At 47.4% G+C, this 21,929-nt stretch carries 12 protein-coding genes; 7 read left to right on the forward strand and 5 right to left on the reverse strand.

Features of this window, described 5'->3' with window-relative positions:
• Positions 1–34 precede the first annotated feature (34 nt).
• A complete protein-coding gene (locus NG796_RS10005) occupies positions 35–1,033 on the forward strand; it encodes an MraY family glycosyltransferase (RefSeq protein WP_261206370.1) in 999 nt (332 codons plus the stop codon).
• A gap of 350 nt (positions 1,034–1,383) precedes the next feature.
• Here NG796_RS10005 and NG796_RS10010 read toward each other — a convergent pair whose 3' ends face one another.
• Positions 1,384–1,797 carry a hypothetical protein gene (locus tag NG796_RS10010; RefSeq protein ID WP_261206372.1) on the reverse strand — a complete coding sequence of 138 codons (414 nt, stop codon included), beginning with the start codon at positions 1,795–1,797 and terminating at the stop codon, positions 1,384–1,386.
• Between the two features lie 432 nt (positions 1,798–2,229).
• On the opposite strand from NG796_RS10010, the gene NG796_RS10015 reads away from it, so the two are divergent.
• From NG796_RS10015 to NG796_RS10025, 3 genes are all read left to right on the forward strand, one after another.
• Positions 2,230–4,353 carry a polysaccharide biosynthesis protein gene (locus tag NG796_RS10015; RefSeq protein ID WP_261206373.1) on the forward strand — a complete coding sequence of 708 codons (2,124 nt, stop codon included), beginning with the start codon at positions 2,230–2,232 and terminating at the stop codon, positions 4,351–4,353.
• A gap of 433 nt (positions 4,354–4,786) precedes the next feature.
• Positions 4,787–7,240, forward strand: coding sequence for an SLBB domain-containing protein (locus NG796_RS10020; RefSeq protein ID WP_261206374.1), 2,454 nt, complete (start codon positions 4,787–4,789; stop codon positions 7,238–7,240).
• Between the two features lie 248 nt (positions 7,241–7,488).
• A complete protein-coding gene (locus tag NG796_RS10025; RefSeq protein ID WP_261206375.1) occupies positions 7,489–9,810 on the forward strand; it encodes a GumC family protein in 2,322 nt (773 codons plus the stop codon).
• A 211-nt stretch (positions 9,811–10,021) separates the two neighbouring features.
• Here the strand turns inward: NG796_RS10025 and NG796_RS10030 are convergent, their stop codons facing one another.
• Positions 10,022–10,441 (reverse strand): hypothetical protein, encoded by a 420-nt coding sequence (locus tag NG796_RS10030; RefSeq protein ID WP_261206377.1) that lies wholly within the window; start codon positions 10,439–10,441, stop codon positions 10,022–10,024.
• Positions 10,442–10,631: 190 nt separating this feature from the next.
• Here NG796_RS10030 and NG796_RS10035 point away from each other — a divergent pair, with 190 nt between their 5' ends.
• A complete protein-coding gene (locus tag NG796_RS10035) occupies positions 10,632–11,018 on the forward strand; it encodes a histidine kinase (RefSeq protein WP_261206379.1) in 387 nt (128 codons plus the stop codon).
• Between the two features lie 509 nt (positions 11,019–11,527).
• Here NG796_RS10035 and NG796_RS10040 read toward each other — a convergent pair.
• Together NG796_RS10040 and NG796_RS10045 are read right to left on the reverse strand one after the other, a co-directional pair.
• Entirely contained in the window at positions 11,528–13,930 is a 2,403-nt protein-coding gene (locus tag NG796_RS10040; protein WP_261206383.1) for a GAF domain-containing protein, read from the reverse strand.
• 738 nt (positions 13,931–14,668) lie between these two features.
• Positions 14,669–16,177, reverse strand: coding sequence for a UbiD family decarboxylase (locus NG796_RS10045; RefSeq protein WP_261206384.1), 1,509 nt, complete (start codon positions 16,175–16,177; stop codon positions 14,669–14,671).
• Between the two features lie 68 nt (positions 16,178–16,245).
• On the opposite strand from NG796_RS10045, the gene NG796_RS10050 reads away from it, so the two are divergent.
• Positions 16,246–18,084, forward strand: a complete 1,839-nt coding sequence (locus NG796_RS10050; RefSeq protein ID WP_261206385.1) for an NYN domain-containing protein — start codon at positions 16,246–16,248, stop codon at positions 18,082–18,084.
• Positions 18,085–18,156: 72 nt separating this feature from the next.
• Positions 18,157–19,293 (forward strand): 4-hydroxyphenylpyruvate dioxygenase, encoded by a 1,137-nt coding sequence (hppD, locus tag NG796_RS10055; protein WP_261206386.1) that lies wholly within the window; start codon positions 18,157–18,159, stop codon positions 19,291–19,293.
• A gap of 166 nt (positions 19,294–19,459) precedes the next feature.
• On the opposite strand, the gene NG796_RS10060 is transcribed toward hppD, so the two are convergent.
• Positions 19,460–21,727, reverse strand: a complete 2,268-nt coding sequence (locus NG796_RS10060) for a caspase family protein (RefSeq protein WP_261206387.1) — start codon at positions 21,725–21,727, stop codon at positions 19,460–19,462.
• Positions 21,728–21,929: the final 202 nt, after the last annotated feature.

Genomic DNA, 21,929 nt, shown 5'->3' on the forward strand with positions numbered 1-21,929 from the left:
TAGATGAGGGTCTCCAGCAAACTTTGCTTCCATAATGCAACTCCCCATTTTATCTCTAATCACCCTCTTCCTTAGCCTCCTCACCACCGGCTGGCTCAAACAACGCTTCAGCCAAAACCTCCTAGATATCCCCAACGATCGCAGTTCCCACAGCCAACCCACCCCACGCGGCGGCGGCTTAGGCTTCATCCTCGCCTTTGCCACCATCACTCTCTCAACCCCTCTTGGGTCAACCTACTTCCCCCAACTGTTCCCAGAAACCCTCATCCGCGCTCCCCAGCCCTTCTTACTGCAACTTTGGGCCATCCTCACTCCCCTGGCCATCATCGGCTTTCTCGACGACAAGCACAACCTGCTCGCCCTTATCCGCTACCTGGTCCAACTCACCGCCGGGGGTATCGCCCTGTTCTGCTTTGGCCCTTTTCCCCAACCTTGGCTCACCCAGTTCGGGCTCCCGGGACAACTCCTTGCCTCCAGCCTCACCCTCATCGCCATCACCGCCCTGATAAACTTCTACAACTTCATGGACGGTCTTGATGGTCTTGTTGCCGGGGTCACGGCTGTACAACTCGGCTTCCTTGCCCTCTACCTCAACCAACCCTTCTGGTGGCTGCTAGTGGCTGCTCTCTTGGGCTTCCTCTGGTGGAACTGGTCCCCTGCCAAAATCTTCATGGGGGATGTCGGCAGTACCGTCTTAGGGGCCACCGTTGCGATCGCCCTGCTCAACGCAGACAACCCCATCCCCGCCTGGAATGCCCTTGCCATCACCCTCCCACTCACCGCCGATGCCATTTATACCCTGACTCGCCGCTTCATCCGTCGGGAAAACATCTTCAAAGCTCATCGGAGTCACCTCTATCAACGATTACAGCAAGCTGGGTGGAGTCATAGTCAGGTTGCCAGTACCTATATTGGCTATACCTTACTAATCGCTCTAAGTATTCTGCTCTGGGGTGGCGTGGGTGCTGGAATTGGGTTCGCTCTGGTGGGGGTGGGCATGGTGTGGGGAGAAGTGTATTTGGGTAAAGGGTAATCTGGGAGTTACTTTTCTTTTTAAGGAGGCTTACTTTTTTGGTGAAGGATCTGCCTCCAGTACCTAAGTAAGGACTTAAGCTGCCTCTTGTACCTCTCAGGGCTTCAACTCGTCCCCAAAGGTACAAGCCCCAGCAAATTCTCATTTTGACCATTATCCTGTCTAAGATGTGACATCTTTAAGGAAGGAATGGGGCTTTCAAGAAGCACTCTTGAGACGGTTCTCAATAAGCTTGAGCAAAATTTCCATAATGAGAATTACTGATTCATACCGTGAATTCTACAAAAGGATGACCAAGTGGGTATTATGGGGTTAGCCATCTTTCTAAGTCTTGGCGGTGAATAAAAGGCTTACTCTAACAAAAATCTCAGAATTCCGGGAGATGAAATCGTAAGGTGTTGTTGATGACCCGAAGGTGATTGCAATTCAAAGCTGATCGTATTGCTATGGGGACCCCCTGAAATAGTTTCAATCCTATACCCTTCCAAGTTAGGGCATTTACTTGTTCCTAATTGAGACATTTGCTTGGATTGTTTTTTGAGAAATTCGCTCCACAACCGGGAGTCTTCATGGCCTATCAAGCGATATCTACACAAATTTCCTTTAATCCGTTCAATTTCAATCAAATATCCCTTTTCCTTCGCTCGGTGCATCGTATCTCCAAAGCGATGGCTGACTGTTAGGAGATCACTTGGATAGTGCCACTCCCCATCACTCATCAAAGCCAGCAGCAAATCGATTTTAGTAACTTTTTGTTCAGTCATCTTGTGCCTCATCGCACCCAAAACATTTCGCGGCCTAATTTTATGTTTACTAGATTATCCGAATATCGATCATTTGGGTCAAAGAAAAGCACTCATGCTTGGAGCAATTAGAAAGCTACGCATTTGGGTTCTGTTCAGATAAATTCAGTCATTTTACTATTGAAATCGTTACTCAAAGCTGGGAATAATGACTTCAGTCGGGACATTTGTAGATCTGATGAGCGGGATTAGCCCGTGTAGGAGAGGGTCTATTCTTGGGTTTGTACCTTGCCAGGATAAGGGATGAGGCAAAAGTTCCCAACCTAGTAAGAATCCCCTATAATCAACAGAGCTTTTGAAGATTGGTTGCAAATCGTCCCTTACCCCCTCGTCTGGATCCGGTAATCGGGGATTGAGGGAACTCTCAGCAATCCGGGAAATTCATAGATCTCTATGAAAGTGGCTCTCAAATCCCACGGATCCCAGTCCAAGCATAACGAGCGTTATGGAATTTATACTGTTCCCATGACCCAAAACTGGCTAATCAACAACCTAGGGACTGCCTTTCAGTCCGTCGCTGCTTCCCTCTCAAGGCCCCAGAAACGTCTGATCCTGTTGAGTCTGGATACCGCAGTCTTTCTGGTCGCCATCTATGGGGCATTTGGACTCCGGTTCAGCGATATGTTTCCTGTTCAACAAACCTGGCCCTATTTGTGGCTAATTCTACTTCTAATCGTGATCAAGCCTTTGGTCTTCCTGGTGACGGGAATGTACCGCCCCGTGCTGCGGTATGCAGGCTTGGAATTTTTATTAACTGCTACAAAAGCGGTGCTGTTCAGTTCCGGCGCTTTTGTCCTGCTGGCCTATTTATTTGAGTTTCTTCAGCTTCCGCGCTCGGTTCTCCTCAATGATGCTTTACTTACCCTGTTATTGGTAGTAGGAGTGCGTCTGTCTTTGCGATGGTTGGTAAATACTGTCATGGGTCTGACCCGGCAAAATCAAACCCCGGAACGGATTGTGATTTATGGTGCGGGTTCTGCGGGGTCGCAACTGGCTCAATCCCTTGCTCATCACCCCAGCTATCAACCTGTTGCTTTTGTGGATGATGACCCCTCTTTAGCCAACCAGAATATTCAGGGACTCCCGGTTTACTCTCCCACATCATTACCGCGACTCCAACTTCAAAAGCCTTTTGATACCATTTTATTAGCGATGCCTTCGATTGATCGCATCAGAAAGCGGCAAATTTTAGAAGGCCTACAGTTCTTGTCTCTGCCAGTCAAAACTGTTCCCTGTATTGGTGAAATTTTATCCGGTCAGGTTTCTATCAGTGAAATTAGAAATATCGATATTGCTGACCTCCTCGGTCGAGAAGAAGTCATCCCCGATCCTGAATTGCTGCGGATGAATATCACGGGCAAAACGGTTTTGGTTACTGGATCTGGTGGTTCCATTGGCTCAGAATTATGCCGCCAAATTGCTCAACAACAGCCGAAATGCTTAGTGCTGTATGAATTAGGGGAATTTGCCCTTTATAGCATTGATATGGAATTAGCCGAGGCTTATCCCACCCTCAAGCGTGTGGCTTGTTTAGGATCAGTCAATGATGAGAAGCGACTGGCTGGAGTCCTGACCAAATATCAAGTGGATACCATTTACCATGCCGCAGCCTATAAACACGTTCCCTTGGTCGAGGCTAATCCTTCTCCAGGAATTATTAATAATGTCGTCGGGACCTGGACTACAGTGCGCTGTGCGATCGATTGTGGGGTAGCTAATTTTGTTTTAATTTCTACAGATAAAGCGGTTCGTCCCACTAATATCATGGGAGCCAGCAAACGGGTGGCGGAATTGATTGTTCAAGCTTTAGCGGAGCGGTCGGGTATTTCCACAAGCTTTACCATCGTTAGGTTTGGCAACGTCCTAGATAGTAGTGGCTCAGTTGTTCCTCGATTTCGCAAGCAAATCGCTGAGGGTCAAGCCATCACCGTCACTCATCCGGAGATGACTCGTTATTTTATGTCTATTCCCGAAGCAGCCCGCTTGGTAATTCAGGCAGGAGCAATGGGAAAACGAGGAGAAATCTTCTTGTTAGATATGGGCGAACCCGTGCGGATTTATGATCTAGCCATGCAGATGATTCAGTTGAGTGGTTTAGTACCCGGAAAGGATATTGATATTAAAATTACCGGATTAAGACCGGGAGAAAAGCTTCATGAAGAATTGTTGGTTGATAGTGCTAAAGCTAGGCCCACTCAGCATCCTAAAATCTTCTGTGCTCAAGAAGCAAAAATTCACTGGGAATTTTTGCAGCCCCTTTTAGAGGCTCTGGTACAAAAAACTCGCACCGATGATGTGCTAGCAATTCGAGCCGAATTGCAACGCCTAGTTCCTGAGTATCAGCCTTCCTCTGTAGGCTTTCGCTCTCCACGTTTAACATCTCTGTCTAATTTAGAAGAACCCAAGGGTCTTGGCCCTTCAAAACTGAACAGTGCTGGAAAAAATGAAGCCACTGTGTTTTCGACTCTGCCTGTAGAGGGAAGAAGTGCTGCCAGTGATAGCGTTACCCTACCGTAATTGTTTTAAGAAAGATCATCTTGAGGCTTAAGCTTCAGGAGGAGAAATTTTCGCTATGTAGAATGAGATGAAAACCTCATATCTAGTTGAACTTAAGCGGGATCACCTGATAAAGTAGGGCGATCGCCCTGCTCTCAATGGCTTTGGGTTTCGGACCTCCAATCCATTTCGGGTATCATATTCTACTTTTCCAAGTTGATCTATTAGTCGGGCATGATTCCGAAAAAATCCGAGGTTCTATATCGACCCCCATCATTGCTCAATTCCCGTTTCCCTACATAAATTATTAAGTGACCAATCCATTTTTAAAAATATGTTCAGTCTAGAGTCCTCTTCTACCCCATCTCATTCTTATCTTTGGTCTAGCAGACAGGACCTCAGTCCACAGATCGCCCAGTCAGTCTCTCGGTTGACCTTCTCAGTATTGCTCGCCGTGATCACAGCACTCCCGGCAATTGCACAGCCGTCGGTAGAACCAAGAACGGAATCCCAACTCCTAGCCCAAGGAGCAGTCTTCCAAGAAGCTTATACCCTTGGTCCTGGCGATCGCATTCAAATCGATATTTTTAACGTCCCCGAATACAGCGGAGAAAATGGACAACACCAAGTCTTAGTCGATGGCACCTTAAATCTGCCCTTAGTCGGCAGCGTTTCAGTAGAAGGACTAACCTTAGAACAAGCTGCTGGCAGACTCAGAAACCTCTATGCTCCCTACCTACAACGACCAGAATTCCTGACTATCTCTCTCATGGAGCGTCGTCCCGTTCAAGTGGGAATTTCCGGAGAAGTCAGACGACCTGGGTCCTATATCATCCCCATGAATGAGGTCGGTGGTAGCCAAAGGCCCACAATCACCACAGCCATTGAAAGGGCTGGAGGCATTACCTCCACAGCGAATATCCGTCAGGTACAGCTTCTGCGTCGGACTAGAGGGGGGCCAAATCAACTGATTACCATTGACCTCACTACTCTAGTCCAGTTGGGGGACCTCAGCCAAGATGTGACGATTCGTGATGGCGATACCATTTTTATTCCTCCCGATCCCAACATTAATGCCAACGATGCGCGTCAGCTTGCCGAAGCTAGCATTTCAGGGGATTCCTCGCAACCAATCAATATTGCTGTAGTTGGGGAAATTAATAAACCTGGTTCTTACACCGTAGCCGGAGACACTGAAACTGGGGGACTCCTGACCCTAACCCGTGCCTTACAAACTGCCGGAGGGGTAACCCAATCCGCAGAGGTGGGTCAGATTCAAGTGCGACGACAACCAAAATCTGGACCAGCCCAAATCCTATCGGTAAATCTCTGGCAGCTTCTAAACGGAGATATTAGCCAAGATATTATTCTCCAACAAGGAGATACGATTTATGTACCCACGGGCAGTGGATTTAGTCCTGCAGAATCGGCTCGATTAGCCCAAGCCAATTTTGCCGGAGACCCCAGCCAACCGGTTAATATTGCCGTAGTGGGTGAAGTCACCCGTCCAGGTTCGTACACCGTTACGAGAATGGATGAGACAGGGGGACTGTTAACTGTAACCCGAGCTTTACAAACTGCGGGTGGGGTTACACAGTCAGCCCAGCTAGGCGAAATTCAAGTGTTGCGCCAACCCTTGGCAGGTCCAGCACGACGGATCCCAGTCAACCTCTGGGCATTGCTGCGCCAAGGAGATCTCAGCCAAGATATTATTCTTCAACAAGGGGATACCATTTATGTCCCTACCGGCACAGGCTTTAATGCCGCAGAATCTACCCTATTAGCTGAAGCCAGTTTTGCAGGTAGTCCAAATCAACCGGTCAATATTGCTGTGTCTGGAGAAGTTACTCGTCCAGGCTCATATACTGTAACGCGAGTGGACGAAGCGGGGGGACTCCTGACAGTCACCCGTGCCTTGCAAACGGCAGGGGGAGTCACTTTATCCGCAGATATTCGCGAAATCCGGGTCAACCGTCGCCCGAAAGCTGGTTCTCCTCAAACGATTGTAGTGAATTTATGGGAAATGCTTGATCGCGGAGATTTCAGCCAAGATATTATTCTCCAACAAGGGGATACGATTGAAGTGCCAACTGCAAGTAACCCCAATCCATTAGAAACGTCTCGCATTGCGACGGCTAACTTTGCGGCGAGTACCTCTACTCCCCTGAATATTGCGATCGTGGGAGAGGTCAACCGTCCTGGAACCTATACGGTTTCCGGGGAGGATGTCAGTGCCACTGGGGACGCCCAGAATCTGAACACCACCAATACTGGCGGTGAAATTGTGGGACTTCCTACAGTCACACGAGCCATCAAAATTGCTGGCGGCATTACCCCGACTGCTGATATTCGTCGGATTCAAGTTCTACGACAACGCAACAATGGTACCCAACAAATTATTGATGTGAATCTGTGGGAACTCTTGGAAAATGGCAACTTGAACCAAGATGTTCTGCTGCAACAAGGGGATACGATCGTGGTCCAAACCGCCACTAATATTGATTTAGCCGAAGCCCCCAGACTGGCAACGGCGAGTTTCTCCCCCAATCGGATTCAAGTGAATATTGTGGGTGAAATTCAGGAACCTGGACTGGTGGAATTACCTCCCAATGCTTCATTAAACCAGGCGATTTTGGTAGCGGGAGGATTTAATAATACCCGGGCGGAAAAGGATGAAGTGGAACTCATTCGGTTAAACCCCAACGGCACGGTGTCTCGGCAAACCATTCCTATTGATTTTGCGCAGGGACTTGATGAAGGGACTAACCCCATTCTACGAAATAATGATGTGATTGTGGTTGGGCGTACCGGGTTAGCTAAATTCGGAGATAGAGTCAGCCCGATCGGGCAAGTGACCAATTCCGTATTCTCGCTGTTTGGAATCTTGCGATTTTTTAATTTGTTCTAGGGCTTGTGTACAGTATGGAGAAGACAAAGCGGGTTTCTTGAAAAAATTTCTACGAATTAGCCACAAGTTTGATCCAGAAAGCCGTTAACTGTACTATTTATCGAAGACTGTAGCAGCATTGAGACGTTTTCCAGGAAAGGTTGAGGACCCGATCGCTCGGGTTCTCAAATAACCTTTCCTCATTAATGCCACAATCCTCTAACGAGACTGCTACGATACGAAGGAACACACCATCACCCAAGATTGACATGGAGAGCGCACCCAATCCTCAGCCGTTAACTCTTCACCAACCGGGCAATCCGTCACAGTTCGTGCCGATGCCTTATATGGCTGAATTCCAGGATCCAGATGAGGAAGAATTGGACCTCGGTCAGCTATTTGCCGTGATTCGTCGTCGAGCCTTTGTGATTCTGGGCGTTGCGACTCTCGTCACTGGTGGTGTTGCTGTCTGGACTGCCAACCAAACCCCTGAGTATGAAGGCAAGTTTCAAATTTTGGTGGAGCCCGTCACCAGTCAAGATGATAATTTTTCTCGGATTTCTGCACTGACAGGGGGTCTCGGAGGACAATTTCTGCAAGGACAAAGTTCGGGCTTGGATTATGATAGCCAACTGGCTGTTTTACAAAGTCCTAAACTGATGGACCCAATCGTTCAGCAGATCCAAGCTCGCTATCCCGAACTAGACTATACTTCCCTGATTGAGGGCAAGAAACCGCCCCTCGCGCTTGATCGCTTCAATAAAACTACTAAAATTCTCGAAGTCCGATACCGAGACCCGGAACCGGAAAAAATTCAATTTGTGTTGGAAACACTCCAAAATTCTTACCTGCGATATAGCTTAGAAGACCGCAAGAGTAATATTAGTCAGGGGATTCAATTTATTGAAGACCAACTGCCACAGTTACGGCAGCGGGTGGATACCCTACAAGAACAACTTCAGAAATTTCGGCAGCAGTACAACATTATTGAACCCCAGTTACAAGGGGAACAACTGGCTGAACAACTGACCAAACTAGATGACCAACTTTTAGAGGCCCAAGCTCAACTGGTTCAGCAGCAACAATTGTATGAAACGTTGCGGCGACAAATTGGACTCGAACCGGGGACCGCGATCGCCGCTTCGGTTTTAAGTGAAGCTCCCACCTATCAAGCTCGACTCAATCGACTCAAAGAACTTGAAAATAAAATTGCTGCCGAATCAACTCGGTTTACTCCCAACTCACCCCAAGTTCAAGTTCTCTTAGAAGAGCGACGAACTATCGAATTGCTGCTAGGACAGGAAGCTTCAGAAGTGTTAGGGAGTCAGCTACCGGGTGGGGTAGTGGGAAACCCCCAAGCTCCCTTCCAAAACACGATTCGCACGGGCTTGATTGAGGAAATGGTCAAAGCTGCTAGCCAAATTCAAGTCCTCCAAGTGCGAAATCAAGTGCTCGGGGAAGCGGCAAAAATGTTAAGTGAATACCGTGAACAATTTCCGGTGATTCTGCGCCAGTACACGGATTTGCAGCGAGAACTCCAAATTGCTAACACTACTCTGACCGAATTATTAGCCCGTAGAGAAGGGTTACGAGTGGATGCAGCGGAACGAGAGGTTCCGTGGGAAATCATTTCCCAAGCAACGATTCCTCGGAACCAAGACGGGGAGTGGATTCCGGTTTCGCCGAGTCTGCCTCGGAACCTGGTTTTAGGGGCGATGTTGGGGTTGATGTTGGGATTTGGGGCAGCATTATTAGCAGAGCGCTTGGATAATGTCTTCCATTCCCCGGAAGACTTAAAAGATGCTACACGTTTGCCAATTTTAGGTTTGATACCGGCAAGCGATCGCTCGGTTGCCCTTCCTTCTGCAGATGCTCGCGGCAGTGCTGGCTTCCAAGATGTCCGCGATTTTGGCTTTTTAGAAGCATTCCGCGCCCTCAATGCCAATATTCGTTTTCTGACTCCTGGGAAACCTTTGCGCTCTGTAGCGATCGCCTCTGCGATTCCCGCTGAAGGTAAATCTACGGTAGCCGTCAATCTCGCCGAAGCTGCTGCCTCAATGGGACAGCGCGTATTACTTGTAGATGCTGACTTGCGTTGGCCCCAAGTACACAAACGATTGGGATTATCCAACCGTCAAGGGTTAACCCATTTGATTGCGACGGAAATGGATATGAATGAAGCCATTCAGCGATCGCCCGTTGAACCCAATCTGTTCATCCTGACTGCCGGTGCGACACCCCCAGACCCCATCCGGCTGTTGTCTTCTGAAAAAATGCACAACCTGATGCAGCAATGGCACGCTTTATTTGACCTGGTGATTTATGACACCCCACCCTTGCTAGGGGTTGTAGATGGTCGAGTTTTAGCCGCCTATACTGATGGAATTGGGTTAGTCGTCAGCATGGGGCAAACGGAAAAACCTGCCATCCAGCAAGCGATCGCTGAACTGCAAACGGGCAATACCAGAATTTTGGGGATTATTGCTAATGGCGTTCAAGGACAAAGCAGTACCTGGGACTATGGCGATCGCCACTACAATGGACGTGAGCGGGAACTAGAAACTGACGAAGAAGAGGCTATTTCTCTTTAAATAGACAAGATGAGGAATGGGAGAGATGGGGCAGATGTCTTAGTGACTTGGTTGAAGTGAGTCAAGCACCCTTGAAGGTTATGCCGCCAATCCCCGAACCAGGCAAGCGGCATAGCCACAGAAGGCCCCTGTCACGGCTTCCGTCATGACAAAAGAGCTACTCCCCTATCCTCCCCATCTCCCCCATCCTCCCCATCTCTCCCATCCCAAACTACCCATTAAACAACTCAAAAGTTTGTTGACAAAAGGTTTTCAACTTATCCTGTACTTCAGCAACTGGCTCCGTTGACCCTACAAAGCGCCAGTCTTCAACCGTGGAAAATCGCCATTGTTGTCCTTGATGGTCATAACCGGCTGATTCCACACCGATCGCCCGGCGATCGCCATCCAAGGGGTCCTCATGAAACCGGATTTGCACTAAAATACTCCGACTTTGCAATGAGCGACTCCAACCGGGAAAGTGAAATCCAATGTCAATCGAATCCGGATCCACCAGTTCCTGAGTATTCGGGTCATTCACCCAGGGTTTCAAATCCGCCCGGGCGTCAGGAAACTGTAACTTAAAAAGATTAACAACTGCCGCAATCTTGCTGGCGAGTTCAAAATTTTTAACCTGTTCTGCTGCATTCACGCCCAATCATCCTCCTCTGACGAATAGATCATCGATGTTAAAACGGCTATATCAAGGGTCGTCTTTTACGACTTGGTAAAAATTTCATCGGTGTAAATGAACGGCACGGGGTGGCTTTAGGCCAAAATATTATGTTGATAACGGTACCGCAAGTCTTGGTACCGTTTCCGAACGAGTAGGAATCACACCCATGTCTATACCCTGTCAAATCGTTGTAGAAGGAAATCCGGCAATTATCTATGCCAGTAGAAATGGAGCGCCGGACAAAGTTCGACGCATTCTCAAACCCTTTCTAGGTAAATTTTGCCAAGAACGAGAGGCGGCTGGAGAATACCACGATACACCGGAGTGCTTAGTAGCCCAGATTGTAGTTCGTTTCGGCTTTGAAATCTGTGAAGATGATTTCTCTAACCTGAAAGTCAGCATGACTTATGACCCCAATGCCGAATATATCTACTCGGTAGAATCTGATTTAACTGTTCAGGTTTGGATTCCAGAAGAAGACTATCGAAAAAATCCCGCTTTGGGATTGAAAGGTTGCCGTCTATTACCCGAGGAAGGTTGGAAAATCGACTAAATGTCATAATGCTGTCAATCCGTCAGAGTTGAGAGGGGCGCGAGGGTTTGCCCCGATCCTAATTTTAGGACTTAGGCACTGAGACTATGGGGAGGGGCAACCCCGTAGATCCCAACCCTTGATGCCTCATCAATCATCGATGATTCTGTGTCAGTTCGGTCTTGTAGAAATTCAAGAAGTCTGGAGGTAGGCGGCTCAATCTTTGATCTGGATCTTTTGGATCTTTTGTGTCTTCCTAGAGCATGGGTTCAGTTTTAAGAACCCAGGGACCATCAACCGGGTTTTTGGCCCCTCTTTGTGGTGAAGGGGTGTGGTGAAGGGGTTAGGATTGGGTCAAGAAACCGGGTTGTTTTCCCGCTACTGTACCAAGACCCTCGGGCATTGGTACTGGATTAAATCGGGAGGACAAAAAACCGGGTTTCTGGCCTTAATTGTGAGGCTAAATAATCAGTATTTTTGCTAAGAAACCGGGTTTGTAATCCCTCAAAAAAACGCCGATCGCCACCCCCTCACTCGCCAGGATAGGGGGAGCCATTGAGTGCCAGATCGGGCAATGAATTCGATTCGGGTAAAATGCGAACCCGGGCAAATTTGAGACCAGAGACTCCGGGTTGCGGTTCGACGGTGCCAAAATCAATTCTGTCGGCTACCCAACCTTCCCTCGCCAAATAACGCAAATACTGTTCATATTCTTCCCATTCTTTGTTGGTCGCGTAGACTACGGTTAACATCCCGGGTTGGGTAATCCGATCGCCGGTTTGTGCTTCTACTCCTTTGTCAATGCGTTTTTTGACAATTTCATAACGAGTATCCCGGGTTCCGCGAACATCAAAAAGTCTCTCGGTCTTTTCATCATGAAAAATATCTACGGTGCAATCTTGCACCAAAACCAAATGAGTTACTTCTAGGGTCGTTTGGTAATCCGCTTGAATTCTCAATGCTACCCGGGCACAATCACAAACGGCCCGAAGTTGTTCATAGCGTAAACTGTGCAAATGAAAACGGGAAAAGGATGGATTAATCGCTGCCCCTGCATAAATCATGTGATCAATGCCATCACTACATTCCACATCACAGTAATGGGGAATGATTTTTTGCATTTTCTCCTGCCAAATCTCCCAAGTGTCTCTTAACCGCGCATTAATTTGATTTACGGTCTCGTCATAGCGCGATCGCGCCACATAAACGCACTCATGTTCATTATCACAAGCGGCTCGATAGGTTGCCACGGCTTCGGCTGCTAAGGGGGAACATTGGGAAAAATAGTCAAAATACCCTTCCAGATGCTCTTTCAAATACTCGATCGCGGTGACTTCTCCATCCACGGTCACCCCCCGTTGAATCCCCTGAATACGTTCTAACAAATCCAGTCTCAGTTGTTCTACAAAACTCTGTTTCTCAGCGACACAAACCGCTTCTACTACGGCTAAACCTAAGTGAAACTGTTGGATTAAATCAGCTTCAATCGCTCGGTTGCGCTCGTCAGAAGACCCGCGAATATCTGATATCCCATACAAGGGATAAAGTTCTGGAAAGACGATCGCCTCCGGTGGCAATCCCCAACTACGCCGTTCTAACTCCTGAATAAACCGCCATTCTACAGAGGGATGAATATTAGTAAATTGGGTCAACTGTTGTTGGACAATTTGGCGCAATGCCACTGTAAACGGTGCAACCAGTTCCTCTGCGCGACGAATATCGATGGGATGGAAGTGATGGGGATGAGCCTTCGTTAACCCGACTAATCCAACCATTTGCTGGGATTGAGCAGGCGATCGCTTTGCTAATCCAGAATTATTACCACTCACCTGGACTACCAGAGGGATTAATAACAAAGAACGCACTCCCGCCTCCACCAGTTGCTTCTCGCATTCCCCGGTCCAATCTGCACTTAAATCCGTGACATTCCAGATGCGATTGGCTTCTGCCGCTTGGAGGAAGTGGGTCCCTTGGAGGGAGTCGAGAGCATAACTGGTGACCCTCAAGTTTCTGGATTCCGTTTCCACAAACAGGCGGACTGGATCGCGTTCTGTACTCAGGATAAAGCTGTTGTCACATCTAAACAGAGATTTGAGATGCTGATTAATTTGCCGAAAGCGATCGGGACGTAAAATCGAGTGGGTATTAATGAGTAACCGGGAAATCTGCCGAATGCTCTCCCGAATGGTCACATCTACTCCTTCTAACAGGAGTAATCCCTCAACGCGATAATTCTCCCAACAGACTCGCTGTTCTAAGCTTTCCAGGGTACAGAGGTCCGTAAGGCTTTGGGGATTTTCGAGTCTGGAGTGCTGTTCTAAGCGTAAATCGGCGAACTCATCTTGAGCAGGATCGAGGGGAATAATTTTAAGTCCTGCTGTATTCACCCAAAACTCAATCATCCTCGGTTCTGAGTAGTTTGGGCTGTTAAAGCTAACGATCGCCGGTTCATCCCATCCCAACTGACTTTTCAGGTCAACTCCATAGCGATCGCCCAGAATTCCCAACAGCACCTGACGGCGATATAACTGTTCCAACTCTTGGCGATCGCCTTCACTTAGGTGTTCCTGTAGCAGGTGGTGCAACAACATTTGGCGATCGTCCTGGCTTTGTTGATCCAGACTCGGCTGAATTCCCGCCAGTTGACACAAGGCTGGGTTCCCATAACAAAGGCTAAAATTTTGGGGTTCAACGGCTGCGATTAACAGTTTCGTCCCCTGTCCCAAGCGACTGAGACAGTCTAAATTATCCTGCCAAATTCTAATTTTTTCCCCTTCCGACGACGCTGGTAAATCACCAGACAGGCTCTGCCAGAGTGCATCCCCATCGGACAGTGATTCTTGATTTGCTCTCGGGGAAAACTCCCCTGAAAGTGGGTCTATCTCCCCATAGGAGTCTATACCTCTATTAAAAATTGACGTAGAATCATTCATGATTTTGGGATAGATGCGGTTTGTGCCTGGTTGTCTTCACACGGATGCCGTTGGCTGGACCTTCGTTATTTTGAAACCCTGTATCAGCCGGATTGTGCAGAGACTCCCTGAGTTCTTCTTTGGTGACTCTGCTCCACCGAAGCTGGTTCACAATTCACCCAGTCTTTCTTTGATTTTTGTTGACTGCACGCCCTGTTCTCACCCAAGTGATACAAAAGGCCCTTTTTATTTTTTTTCTTAAAAATGATGATACCCGATTTCGAGAGAAGTGCCAAGGTAGAGCGTTTAAACCCAGGGCAGGGCTTGGATCAAAATTTTAGTTGATTTCTAGTCCCCGAAGAAAACAGGAAAAGACAAGCGGATTTTCTTAAAAAATCTGTAGCCTTCAGCAATTTTCTCTTGGGCATATAATCAGTTTTCTATCCGCATTTTTTTTAGATGGGGCTGGCGTCCTAGGAAGCAGATTTAAAAGCTAGATAGCAGTTAATAGATTTATGGAGTGCAAGCATCTGACTCACTATTTTGGAGTTAACAAGATGTTCACACTCCATAAAAATATGCCCGAATATCCTGGGGCGAAATTCTAGCCGTGAAACCTTTAAAATCAAGTATCAAAGGCTGCCATTAACTTAACCTGCGCTTGGAGGCTATTCTTAGATCTTAGAGTTTTTACCCCGTCGAGGAAGAACGGTAAAAAAGGGTAAAATCGTTACTCAATTTAGAGTTAAATTAAGCCCATTAGTTAATGTCATATCCAAATAAGTTGGGGTTAACTTCGGCCAATTTTAAATCAGCTAAACCATACTCAGCCCAACGGAGCTCGACCATTGCTGCTACTTCAGGATCTGACTCTAAGGGTTCTCCCCATTCATGTTCGGTTTCGGGAGGAATTTTGGTAGTGGCATCGATACCCATGCGTCCGCCTAAGCCAATTTTTTCACTGGCAAAATCTAAACTATCAAAAGGAGTATTGGGTAAAATAAAGACATCGCGAACGGGGTCAACTTTAGAGGAAATAGCCCAAACCACTTGGCGCGGGTCACGAATATTAATATCTTTATCCACCACAATCACAAATTTGGTGTAAGTAAACTGGGGTAAGGCACTCCAAAAAGCTAAGGCAGCCCGTCTCGCTTGGCCCGGATAAACTTTATCAATGGAAATAATTGCCGCTTTGTAACTTAGGGCTTCCATTGGCAGGAAAAAGTCTACAATTTCTGAGACTTGTTGTCGCAAAATAGGGGTATAAATGCGATTGAGGGCGATCGCCATCATCGCTTCTTCTTTGGGGGGACGTCCGCTAAAAGTGGTCAGATAAACCGGGTTTTGGCGATGGGTCATGCAGTGAAAGCGGACTAGGGGAGAATCTTCAACCCCGCCATAATAGCCCATGTGGTCCCCAAAGGGTCCATCAGGGAGGATTTCTCCCGGGGTAATGGTTCCCTCTAGGACAAATTCTGAGTCGGCTGGAACTTCTAAATCTACGGTTTTACATTTGGCGAGGGCGACCCCAGAACCGCCATAGAGTCCGGCAAATAGCCATTCGGAAAGGTCTACGGGAATGGGGGTGGCAGCGGCCATAATGATTAAGGGATCGACACCGAGGGCGATCGCAATTTCGAGTTTTTTACCCTGTTCTGCGGCTTTTCGCAAATGTCTGGCCCCACCGCGTACCGATAGCCAATGCACGGTCATTGTATTGTGAGATTGCAACTGTAAGCGATACACCCCAACATTAGGAGTTCCCGTCTCACAATCTTTGGTAATCACCAATCCCAAAGTGATAATTTTGCCTGCATCTTTGCAATAGGGACGAATTAAGGGTAACTGGTTTAAGTCCAAGTCATCCCCTTGAATCACCACTTGCTGACAAGCGGGGAAAAAGTCCCGTCCAGGTTTTGCTTTCAGGACGTCAAAGAGCACTTTGCCAAACTCGACTGCCTGGGCAATTTTTTTCGGGGGTTTAGGCTGTTGTAAGAGGGCCAGTTTCCTCCCGAGTTCCTCTAATTCTAGGGGTTTTTCCATGTTCATAGCCCAACAAACCCGTTCCTCAGTCCCTAAGAGGTTGATTGCGACGGGATGGGCTGATCCTTTAACATTCTCGAACAAGAGGGCTGGTCCTCCTGCTTGTAGCATCCGGTTGGAAATCTCGGCTATCTCTAAATCCGGGTCAACGCAGGTGGTAATCCGCCGGAGTTGTCCCCTAGTTTCTAAGAGGTTCAGGAATTCCCGTAAATCTCGTGCCATGTTTATCCATCAATCGAGCTATCGTCTTTTATTATGATGGAATACTGTCACTTTCTACGGGAATCGCTATGCGAGACGATCCGAGTTTGACTGCTAATCAGCTATTAGAGGCGATCGCGCCATTAAGTCGTTTAATCTCTAAAACCCTTTTAATAGCCTATCAGCGCCATCCCGAATGGCTAAATGAAAAATTTAGAAATTACTCCTGGCATCACCCAGACTTTCCCGCTAAGTTATCCGCAAAAATTGCGATAGAACTCCAGCCCCATAATCAAAATATAGAAACTTTGGTTCGCAAATTCATGAAAGTTTTAGAATCTTTCATGAAATCTCCATTTTTTGTATCTTATGAATTTTTAGAATTAATTCACAATTTTCAAGCTTTACTGCAATTTCCCGCTTCAATAGTCCCTACCGAATCCACCCTTTCCCCTAGCACCCTGGCGGTTCAATCAGATTTGGAAACTCAAAGTTTGGCACAATTTGCCCTGCGCTTGGGTTTTAATCTGCCCGAAGCCCTTTCTTTGGGCATGGCCGCCCAATTTAATGCCTTTAAACATAGGGCAGGAGGGGGAATTGCTATTTTACTTTTAGATGCTGAAAATTTATCTTTAGATGAAGAAGCAGAAAAATTTTTAAAACAAGTCTGTCACTATGATTTACAAATTAAAATTGCTTTCGCCAATTGGCAAAGAATGGGGAAAAAGGATGTTCAACTGCATAAGCGTCATTATGAACTGATTCATGTTCCGCCAGGTAAAGACAGTGCCGATGTGAAAATGGCAACGGTGGGTTCTTCTATTTTTGTTCATTATCCCAATGCAAAAGAGGTGTTGGTTTGTTCATCCGATGGGGTCATGACTCATTTATGCACAACGCTTCAGACTCACGGATTAACGGTATATTTAGTCCGCAAGCAGGGGAAATTTTTAACAGTTTTAAATACACAGACGGGTAAAACTCAAAGTTATGGCAGGGAAGAAATTAACCCAGTTCTTTCGGTGGAAGAATGCGTTAAAACCTTCAAGGGAATTCTGCAAGGGGAACAGAAAAAAAGCGGTAAACAGTGGGTTAAATTTTCCAGGGTTTGTGCAGTTTTCCAGGACCATTATCAAATCCCGTTGAGTCAGGTGGCGATCGCCTCGGAACCGGGAAAAAAAGCCCGGGACATCTTTTGCGATCGCCCGGATGATTTTGTAGTTCATCAAGTCCCTGGAGATCCCGAACTTTACATTGCTTTATTTGATTGCCTGGAGTTAAAATCAATCCCGGATGTTGCCCCGCAATCCCTAAGTTTAAAACCCCCTATCATGCCCCAAGATTCCCTTCACAATGGGTTTAATGGGAGAGAAGAAGTTGAACTGGCATTAGAACGGGCGATCGCCTCTATGCACAAAAAATATCCTGGCATGGCGATTTCTACGGGGATGCTAGGTTCAGAATTTAAAGAACTCTATGGTCAAAATCCGAATTGGATTATTAAAAAATTAGGACTTGGGGGGAATTTTAGTAAATTTTTAGAGTCTAGTTCCAGATTTTCCTTAACCCCATCTCCCGAAACGGGTGAAATCATCATCCGTGAAAAACACAGCCATCCTCCTCAAGTATTCACCGTGACTCCGGGCATCGGTTCTTCCTCCTCTTTTATAATCAATTCCGCCGCAGACTTAGAAGACTGTTTAATAGAATTACTGGTCCGATTAACTGAAACTTCTCCAGGAAATTTTATTCCTCTCTCCTCCCTAGCAAGTGAATTTAACGCTCAGTATGGTGTTCCCATTACACAACTGATGAAACGTTTGCAAATTAAAGGAAAATTAACCCATTTCCTGGATTTATCTAAAGCATTTAAATTAAAAAAAATAGGAAAAGCCTATCAAATCGCCCTAGTGTCCCGAACTCCTTAACCCCGCCGTTTTTTGAGGAAACGAGTAAAATTAAAGGGCATTAGAGTCATTGAGGGCAGTGATATCGGATTCATGGAAATCGATCACATTCACTTTTACGTTAAAGATGCTACGGCACAACGGGACTGGTTCGTAAATTGCCTCGGATTTGAGGCGATCGCCAGTTTCACCCATTCCGAAACTCACACGGAACTGATTCAAAGTGGTTTAGTTCGGTTTGCACTCTCTTCCCCCTTATCTGTTGCTTCTCCTGTCGCGGAATATCTCGATCGCCATCCTCCGGGAGTCGCAGATATCGCCTTTGCTGTTCAGGATTTAGCCTCCTGCTTGGATCAAGCGGCTGTAGCGGGTGCAAAAGTCTTACAACCCATACAGGAAAACCCCCTATCTTTTAACCCCTTAAAATGGGCAAAAATTGCCGGATGGGGAGAACTGAGTCATACCTTAATTCAACGTTGTCCCCCCGGGGATGCGACCAAAACCGGCAGAATTTACACCGAAATTTATCCCTTTTGGACCGAAGAATACAATGAAAACTCCATTTATGATCAGGGCAATTTTCTCCCCGCCCCTAACCCTCTGGGTAATAGCCTGTATCTCAATATTGACCATTTCGTTTTAAATGTGGAAAAAGGGGACTTAAAACCCGCCCTCACTTGGTATGAAACAATTCTAGGATTTAAAGGTCAGCAAACCTTTGATATCCAAACGGAACGGTCTGGATTACACTCCCAGGTTATGATTTATCCCAATAGTCTAATCCAGTTTCCCATTAATGAACCGACCTCCAATACTTCTCAAGTTCAAGAATTTTTAGAACTCAATCGCGGTCCGGGGATTCAGCATATTGCCTTAAAAACGACTGATATTCTCAGAACCATTGCCCAGTTACGGGAAAATGGAGTCTCGTTTATTGATGTGCCCTCTACCTATTATGCAACCCTGCGCCAACGTCTGGGGTTCGATGAAGAGTCGGCAGAGTGGCAGGAAATTCAAAGGAAAAAAATTTTAGTAGATTGGCATCTTGAAACCCCCGATTCCTTGTTACTACAAACCTTTACTCAACCCATTTTTGAACAACCGACTTTCTTTTTTGAGGTCATTGAGCGTCGCGAGGGCGCGGCAGGATTTGGAGAAGGAAATTTTCAAGCTTTATTTGAGGCGATCGAACGAGAACAACTGAAACGAGCGAAACAACATTCGGCCTAATCTTCCCACTTGAACACTTTTAAGTCTACTACCAAAAAGACAGGGGAGGGCAGGCCATGCCGGTCCTGTTTTAGATCTCCAGAACAAGAAACCGGGTTTTGGACCCAGATTGGTTAGGAATTGCCAAAGATGGGGAGAAAAACCCGGTTTGTCTTCGCCATTGAAGTTAAATGGCACGGTAGATAAAGCTGAGAGTAGCCCAATGATCCACATGAAGCGCCCAGCGATCAGGGGAACTGTTGGCATTGGGGAGACTGGCAATGCTGGCGGTATGGAGGTCCTGTAAGATAGCTTGGGCGATCGCTAAGGGATTGGTCACGGGAATCAGGGGTTGGGCATCCCCTTGGGGACGCATCAAACCGGATAAGGCGGAAAAGGTTTTAGCAAAAGGACTGGATGAAAAAATCACTTGGGTTTCTGTTAATCCCGCTTGACCATGCACTACCCAGGATCCTGTCCCTGAACCTGTGGGAATCGTTAGAGTTTCCCCGGGACGCAGCAGATTTTGTTCTAAGCTAGGCTGAGTTTGTCCATTATTAGACGTGATCGGGTCATCCGAGGGATAGAGCACTACCGCATTGCCACTGTTATCTAAGGAAAACACCAGGCAGTACACTGGGCGATCGCTATAATTAAAGGCCCGATAGCGAATCCGACTCCCCAAGGGAACCCCTAACGGACTATTCCCATTCCGCGCCAGGGGAACCGCAGATAAATCAGGGGCTTCCCAAGGGGCGCGACGGGTTTCGCTTTGGACGATCGCCTTCGCTTCCGGTCCCAAGGTTTCCAAGTTAACCCGCACTCCCAACCGGGAAGACCCCTCATTAGCCGTCAACCGCAATAATTTGGTTGCCAGTAAGGTTTGCAGTTGGGGAACTAACCGTTGTGCAGAGGATTTAATCGCTTCTCCCTGTTCTCCCATCGTATTCAACAACAAATTTTTTCCCAGGGAAAACAGCGCATAACTCCCAGGGGGAATCAGGGGTAAGGCGGAACTGGGTAGTTGCGCCAACATTGCCTCTTGAGCCCGTCCAAATAAATAATCTGCTGGTTGTTCTCCAGCAATCACTGTGCTCACTCGGGGAATAGCAGCAAAAGCGCTGGTGGCATCCACCCGTTCGATGCGTTGCAATCCTGGATCTAAAGCAATGGTCAAGTTGAGGTTACGGGCGATTGTCCGGACTTCTTCTCGGACGACTTGACCGATTTTCACCGGGTTAGAAGACAGAGGGTTTGATTTTTCAACCCCTAAGACTTGCGCTTTAACGGTTAATCCGTCTCGCGATCGCACCTGTAAGCGGTAGGATAACGCGTCTGTTTCGCCTAAAGGAACGGGGATGAAAATTGAATTAACTTCTAAAGCGTCGATCGCCTGGATCGGCAGTCCTCCCAACCATAAAACTGCCGTTTGACCGTTGTCTTCTATAGCAGTAACCGCACCCTCGGCACTCGGTTGATTAAAGGCAAAACCCGGTAAGGTTTCATCGGGAGGATTGTTCCCTTCCCCAGACGGTGGCGCTTCTAAAGTTTTTAACAGTTGGGGTTGTTGCAGGGGAAAACCTGCAATTTGCTGGACGGCACAAGACGCTTTCTGGAGACTAGCTTGGAGCGTATTTGCTGGAGTCGCTAACCACAGTTGCTGCGTGATGGCATAAGTAAAGACTCCGGCGCTAAAACCATTCCATCGCCCTTCCGTAGCGAGTTGATTGGCACCGGAGGCCGCTAAAACCACCCCTTTAAGGGAGGATGGCGATCGGGGAAACAATAAGGTAGGTTTTGGGCTAATGGTTTCCAAAAAGGCGAGTTCGGCATCACTCGGATTACCCGTGGGAACCCCTTGTTGGGAGCGAATTCGCAGATTTCCTTGGAGATTAGTCCCTGGATAGCTGTAGCTGGTATCTAAGACGGCGATCGCCCGGTCAGTTTTGAGCGATCGCAACAGTTCCCACAACGTCGCCTCTAAAATATCATTGGCCGGTTGTCCCCCACTGCCGGTTCCCCCATCCACAGGCATCAAACTCGTTTGCAATCCGGTGGTAGATTGGTCCCAATTAATTCGCCGCCCATATCCACTAAAGTGGAACACCACCAAATCCCCGTTGGTAGCTTGCTGTCCCAGGTGATTGACAAAAGCTTCTTCAATATTGGTCCGAGTGGCTTGTCCGTCGGTGAGGGTGACGATATCCCGGGGATTAAACCCAAACCGATCGACCAGGAGTTGTCGTTGCAGTTCCACATCGGTGACACAACCGGAAAGGGCATTTAAGCCCGGATACGCGTTGATCCCCACTAACAATGCCAACTTGCCAGAGGCGGGTGCTGCCAAAGCTTGGTAATAGCGCTGGCTAGATTTCCAGATGATGGACTCGCTAATTCCCAATCCGGCTAGGATGCCGCCTGCCCTGCGTAAAAATTCTCGTCGCTTCAGTCCCATTCCCTAAATTGTCCTTCTTACCCTTATAACGCTTATTTTTAAACGGGAATGGACTCGTGGCAACCCGAGGGGCAACGTCTTTGCTTCGGTGACTCATTCCGGTTTGATCTCGGTCTAATCTTCGGGAGTCCATTCCCTGAGTTGGGTCATGAGAGCCACTTTATATCGGGATCCGCTGCGATCGCCCGTGGGGTCTTCCTTC

The organism is Laspinema sp. D2d (assembly GCF_025370755.1).
Lineage (GTDB): Bacteria > Cyanobacteriota > Cyanobacteriia > Cyanobacteriales > Laspinemataceae > Laspinema.

Bases quoted from the DNA above. Each gene is read 5' to 3' on its own strand.
- NG796_RS10005 (WP_261206370.1), top strand. From the start codon at position 35: ATGCAACTCCCCATTTTATCTCTAATCACCCTCTTCCTTAGCCTCCTC.
- NG796_RS10010 (WP_261206372.1), bottom strand. From the start codon at position 1,797: ATGACTGAACAAAAAGTTACTAAAATCGATTTGCTGCTGGCTTTGATG.
- NG796_RS10015 (WP_261206373.1), top strand. From the start codon at position 2,230: ATGAAAGTGGCTCTCAAATCCCACGGATCCCAGTCCAAGCATAACGAG.
- NG796_RS10025 (WP_261206375.1), top strand. From the start codon at position 7,489: ATGGAGAGCGCACCCAATCCTCAGCCGTTAACTCTTCACCAACCGGGC.
- NG796_RS10035 (WP_261206379.1), top strand. From the start codon at position 10,632: ATGTCTATACCCTGTCAAATCGTTGTAGAAGGAAATCCGGCAATTATC.
- NG796_RS10040 (WP_261206383.1), bottom strand. From the start codon at position 13,930: ATGAATGATTCTACGTCAATTTTTAATAGAGGTATAGACTCCTATGGG.
- NG796_RS10045 (WP_261206384.1), bottom strand. From the start codon at position 16,177: ATGGCACGAGATTTACGGGAATTCCTGAACCTCTTAGAAACTAGGGGA.
- NG796_RS10050 (WP_261206385.1), top strand. From the start codon at position 16,246: ATGCGAGACGATCCGAGTTTGACTGCTAATCAGCTATTAGAGGCGATC.
- hppD (WP_261206386.1), top strand. From the start codon at position 18,157: ATGGAAATCGATCACATTCACTTTTACGTTAAAGATGCTACGGCACAA.
- NG796_RS10060 (WP_261206387.1), bottom strand. From the start codon at position 21,727: ATGGGACTGAAGCGACGAGAATTTTTACGCAGGGCAGGCGGCATCCTA.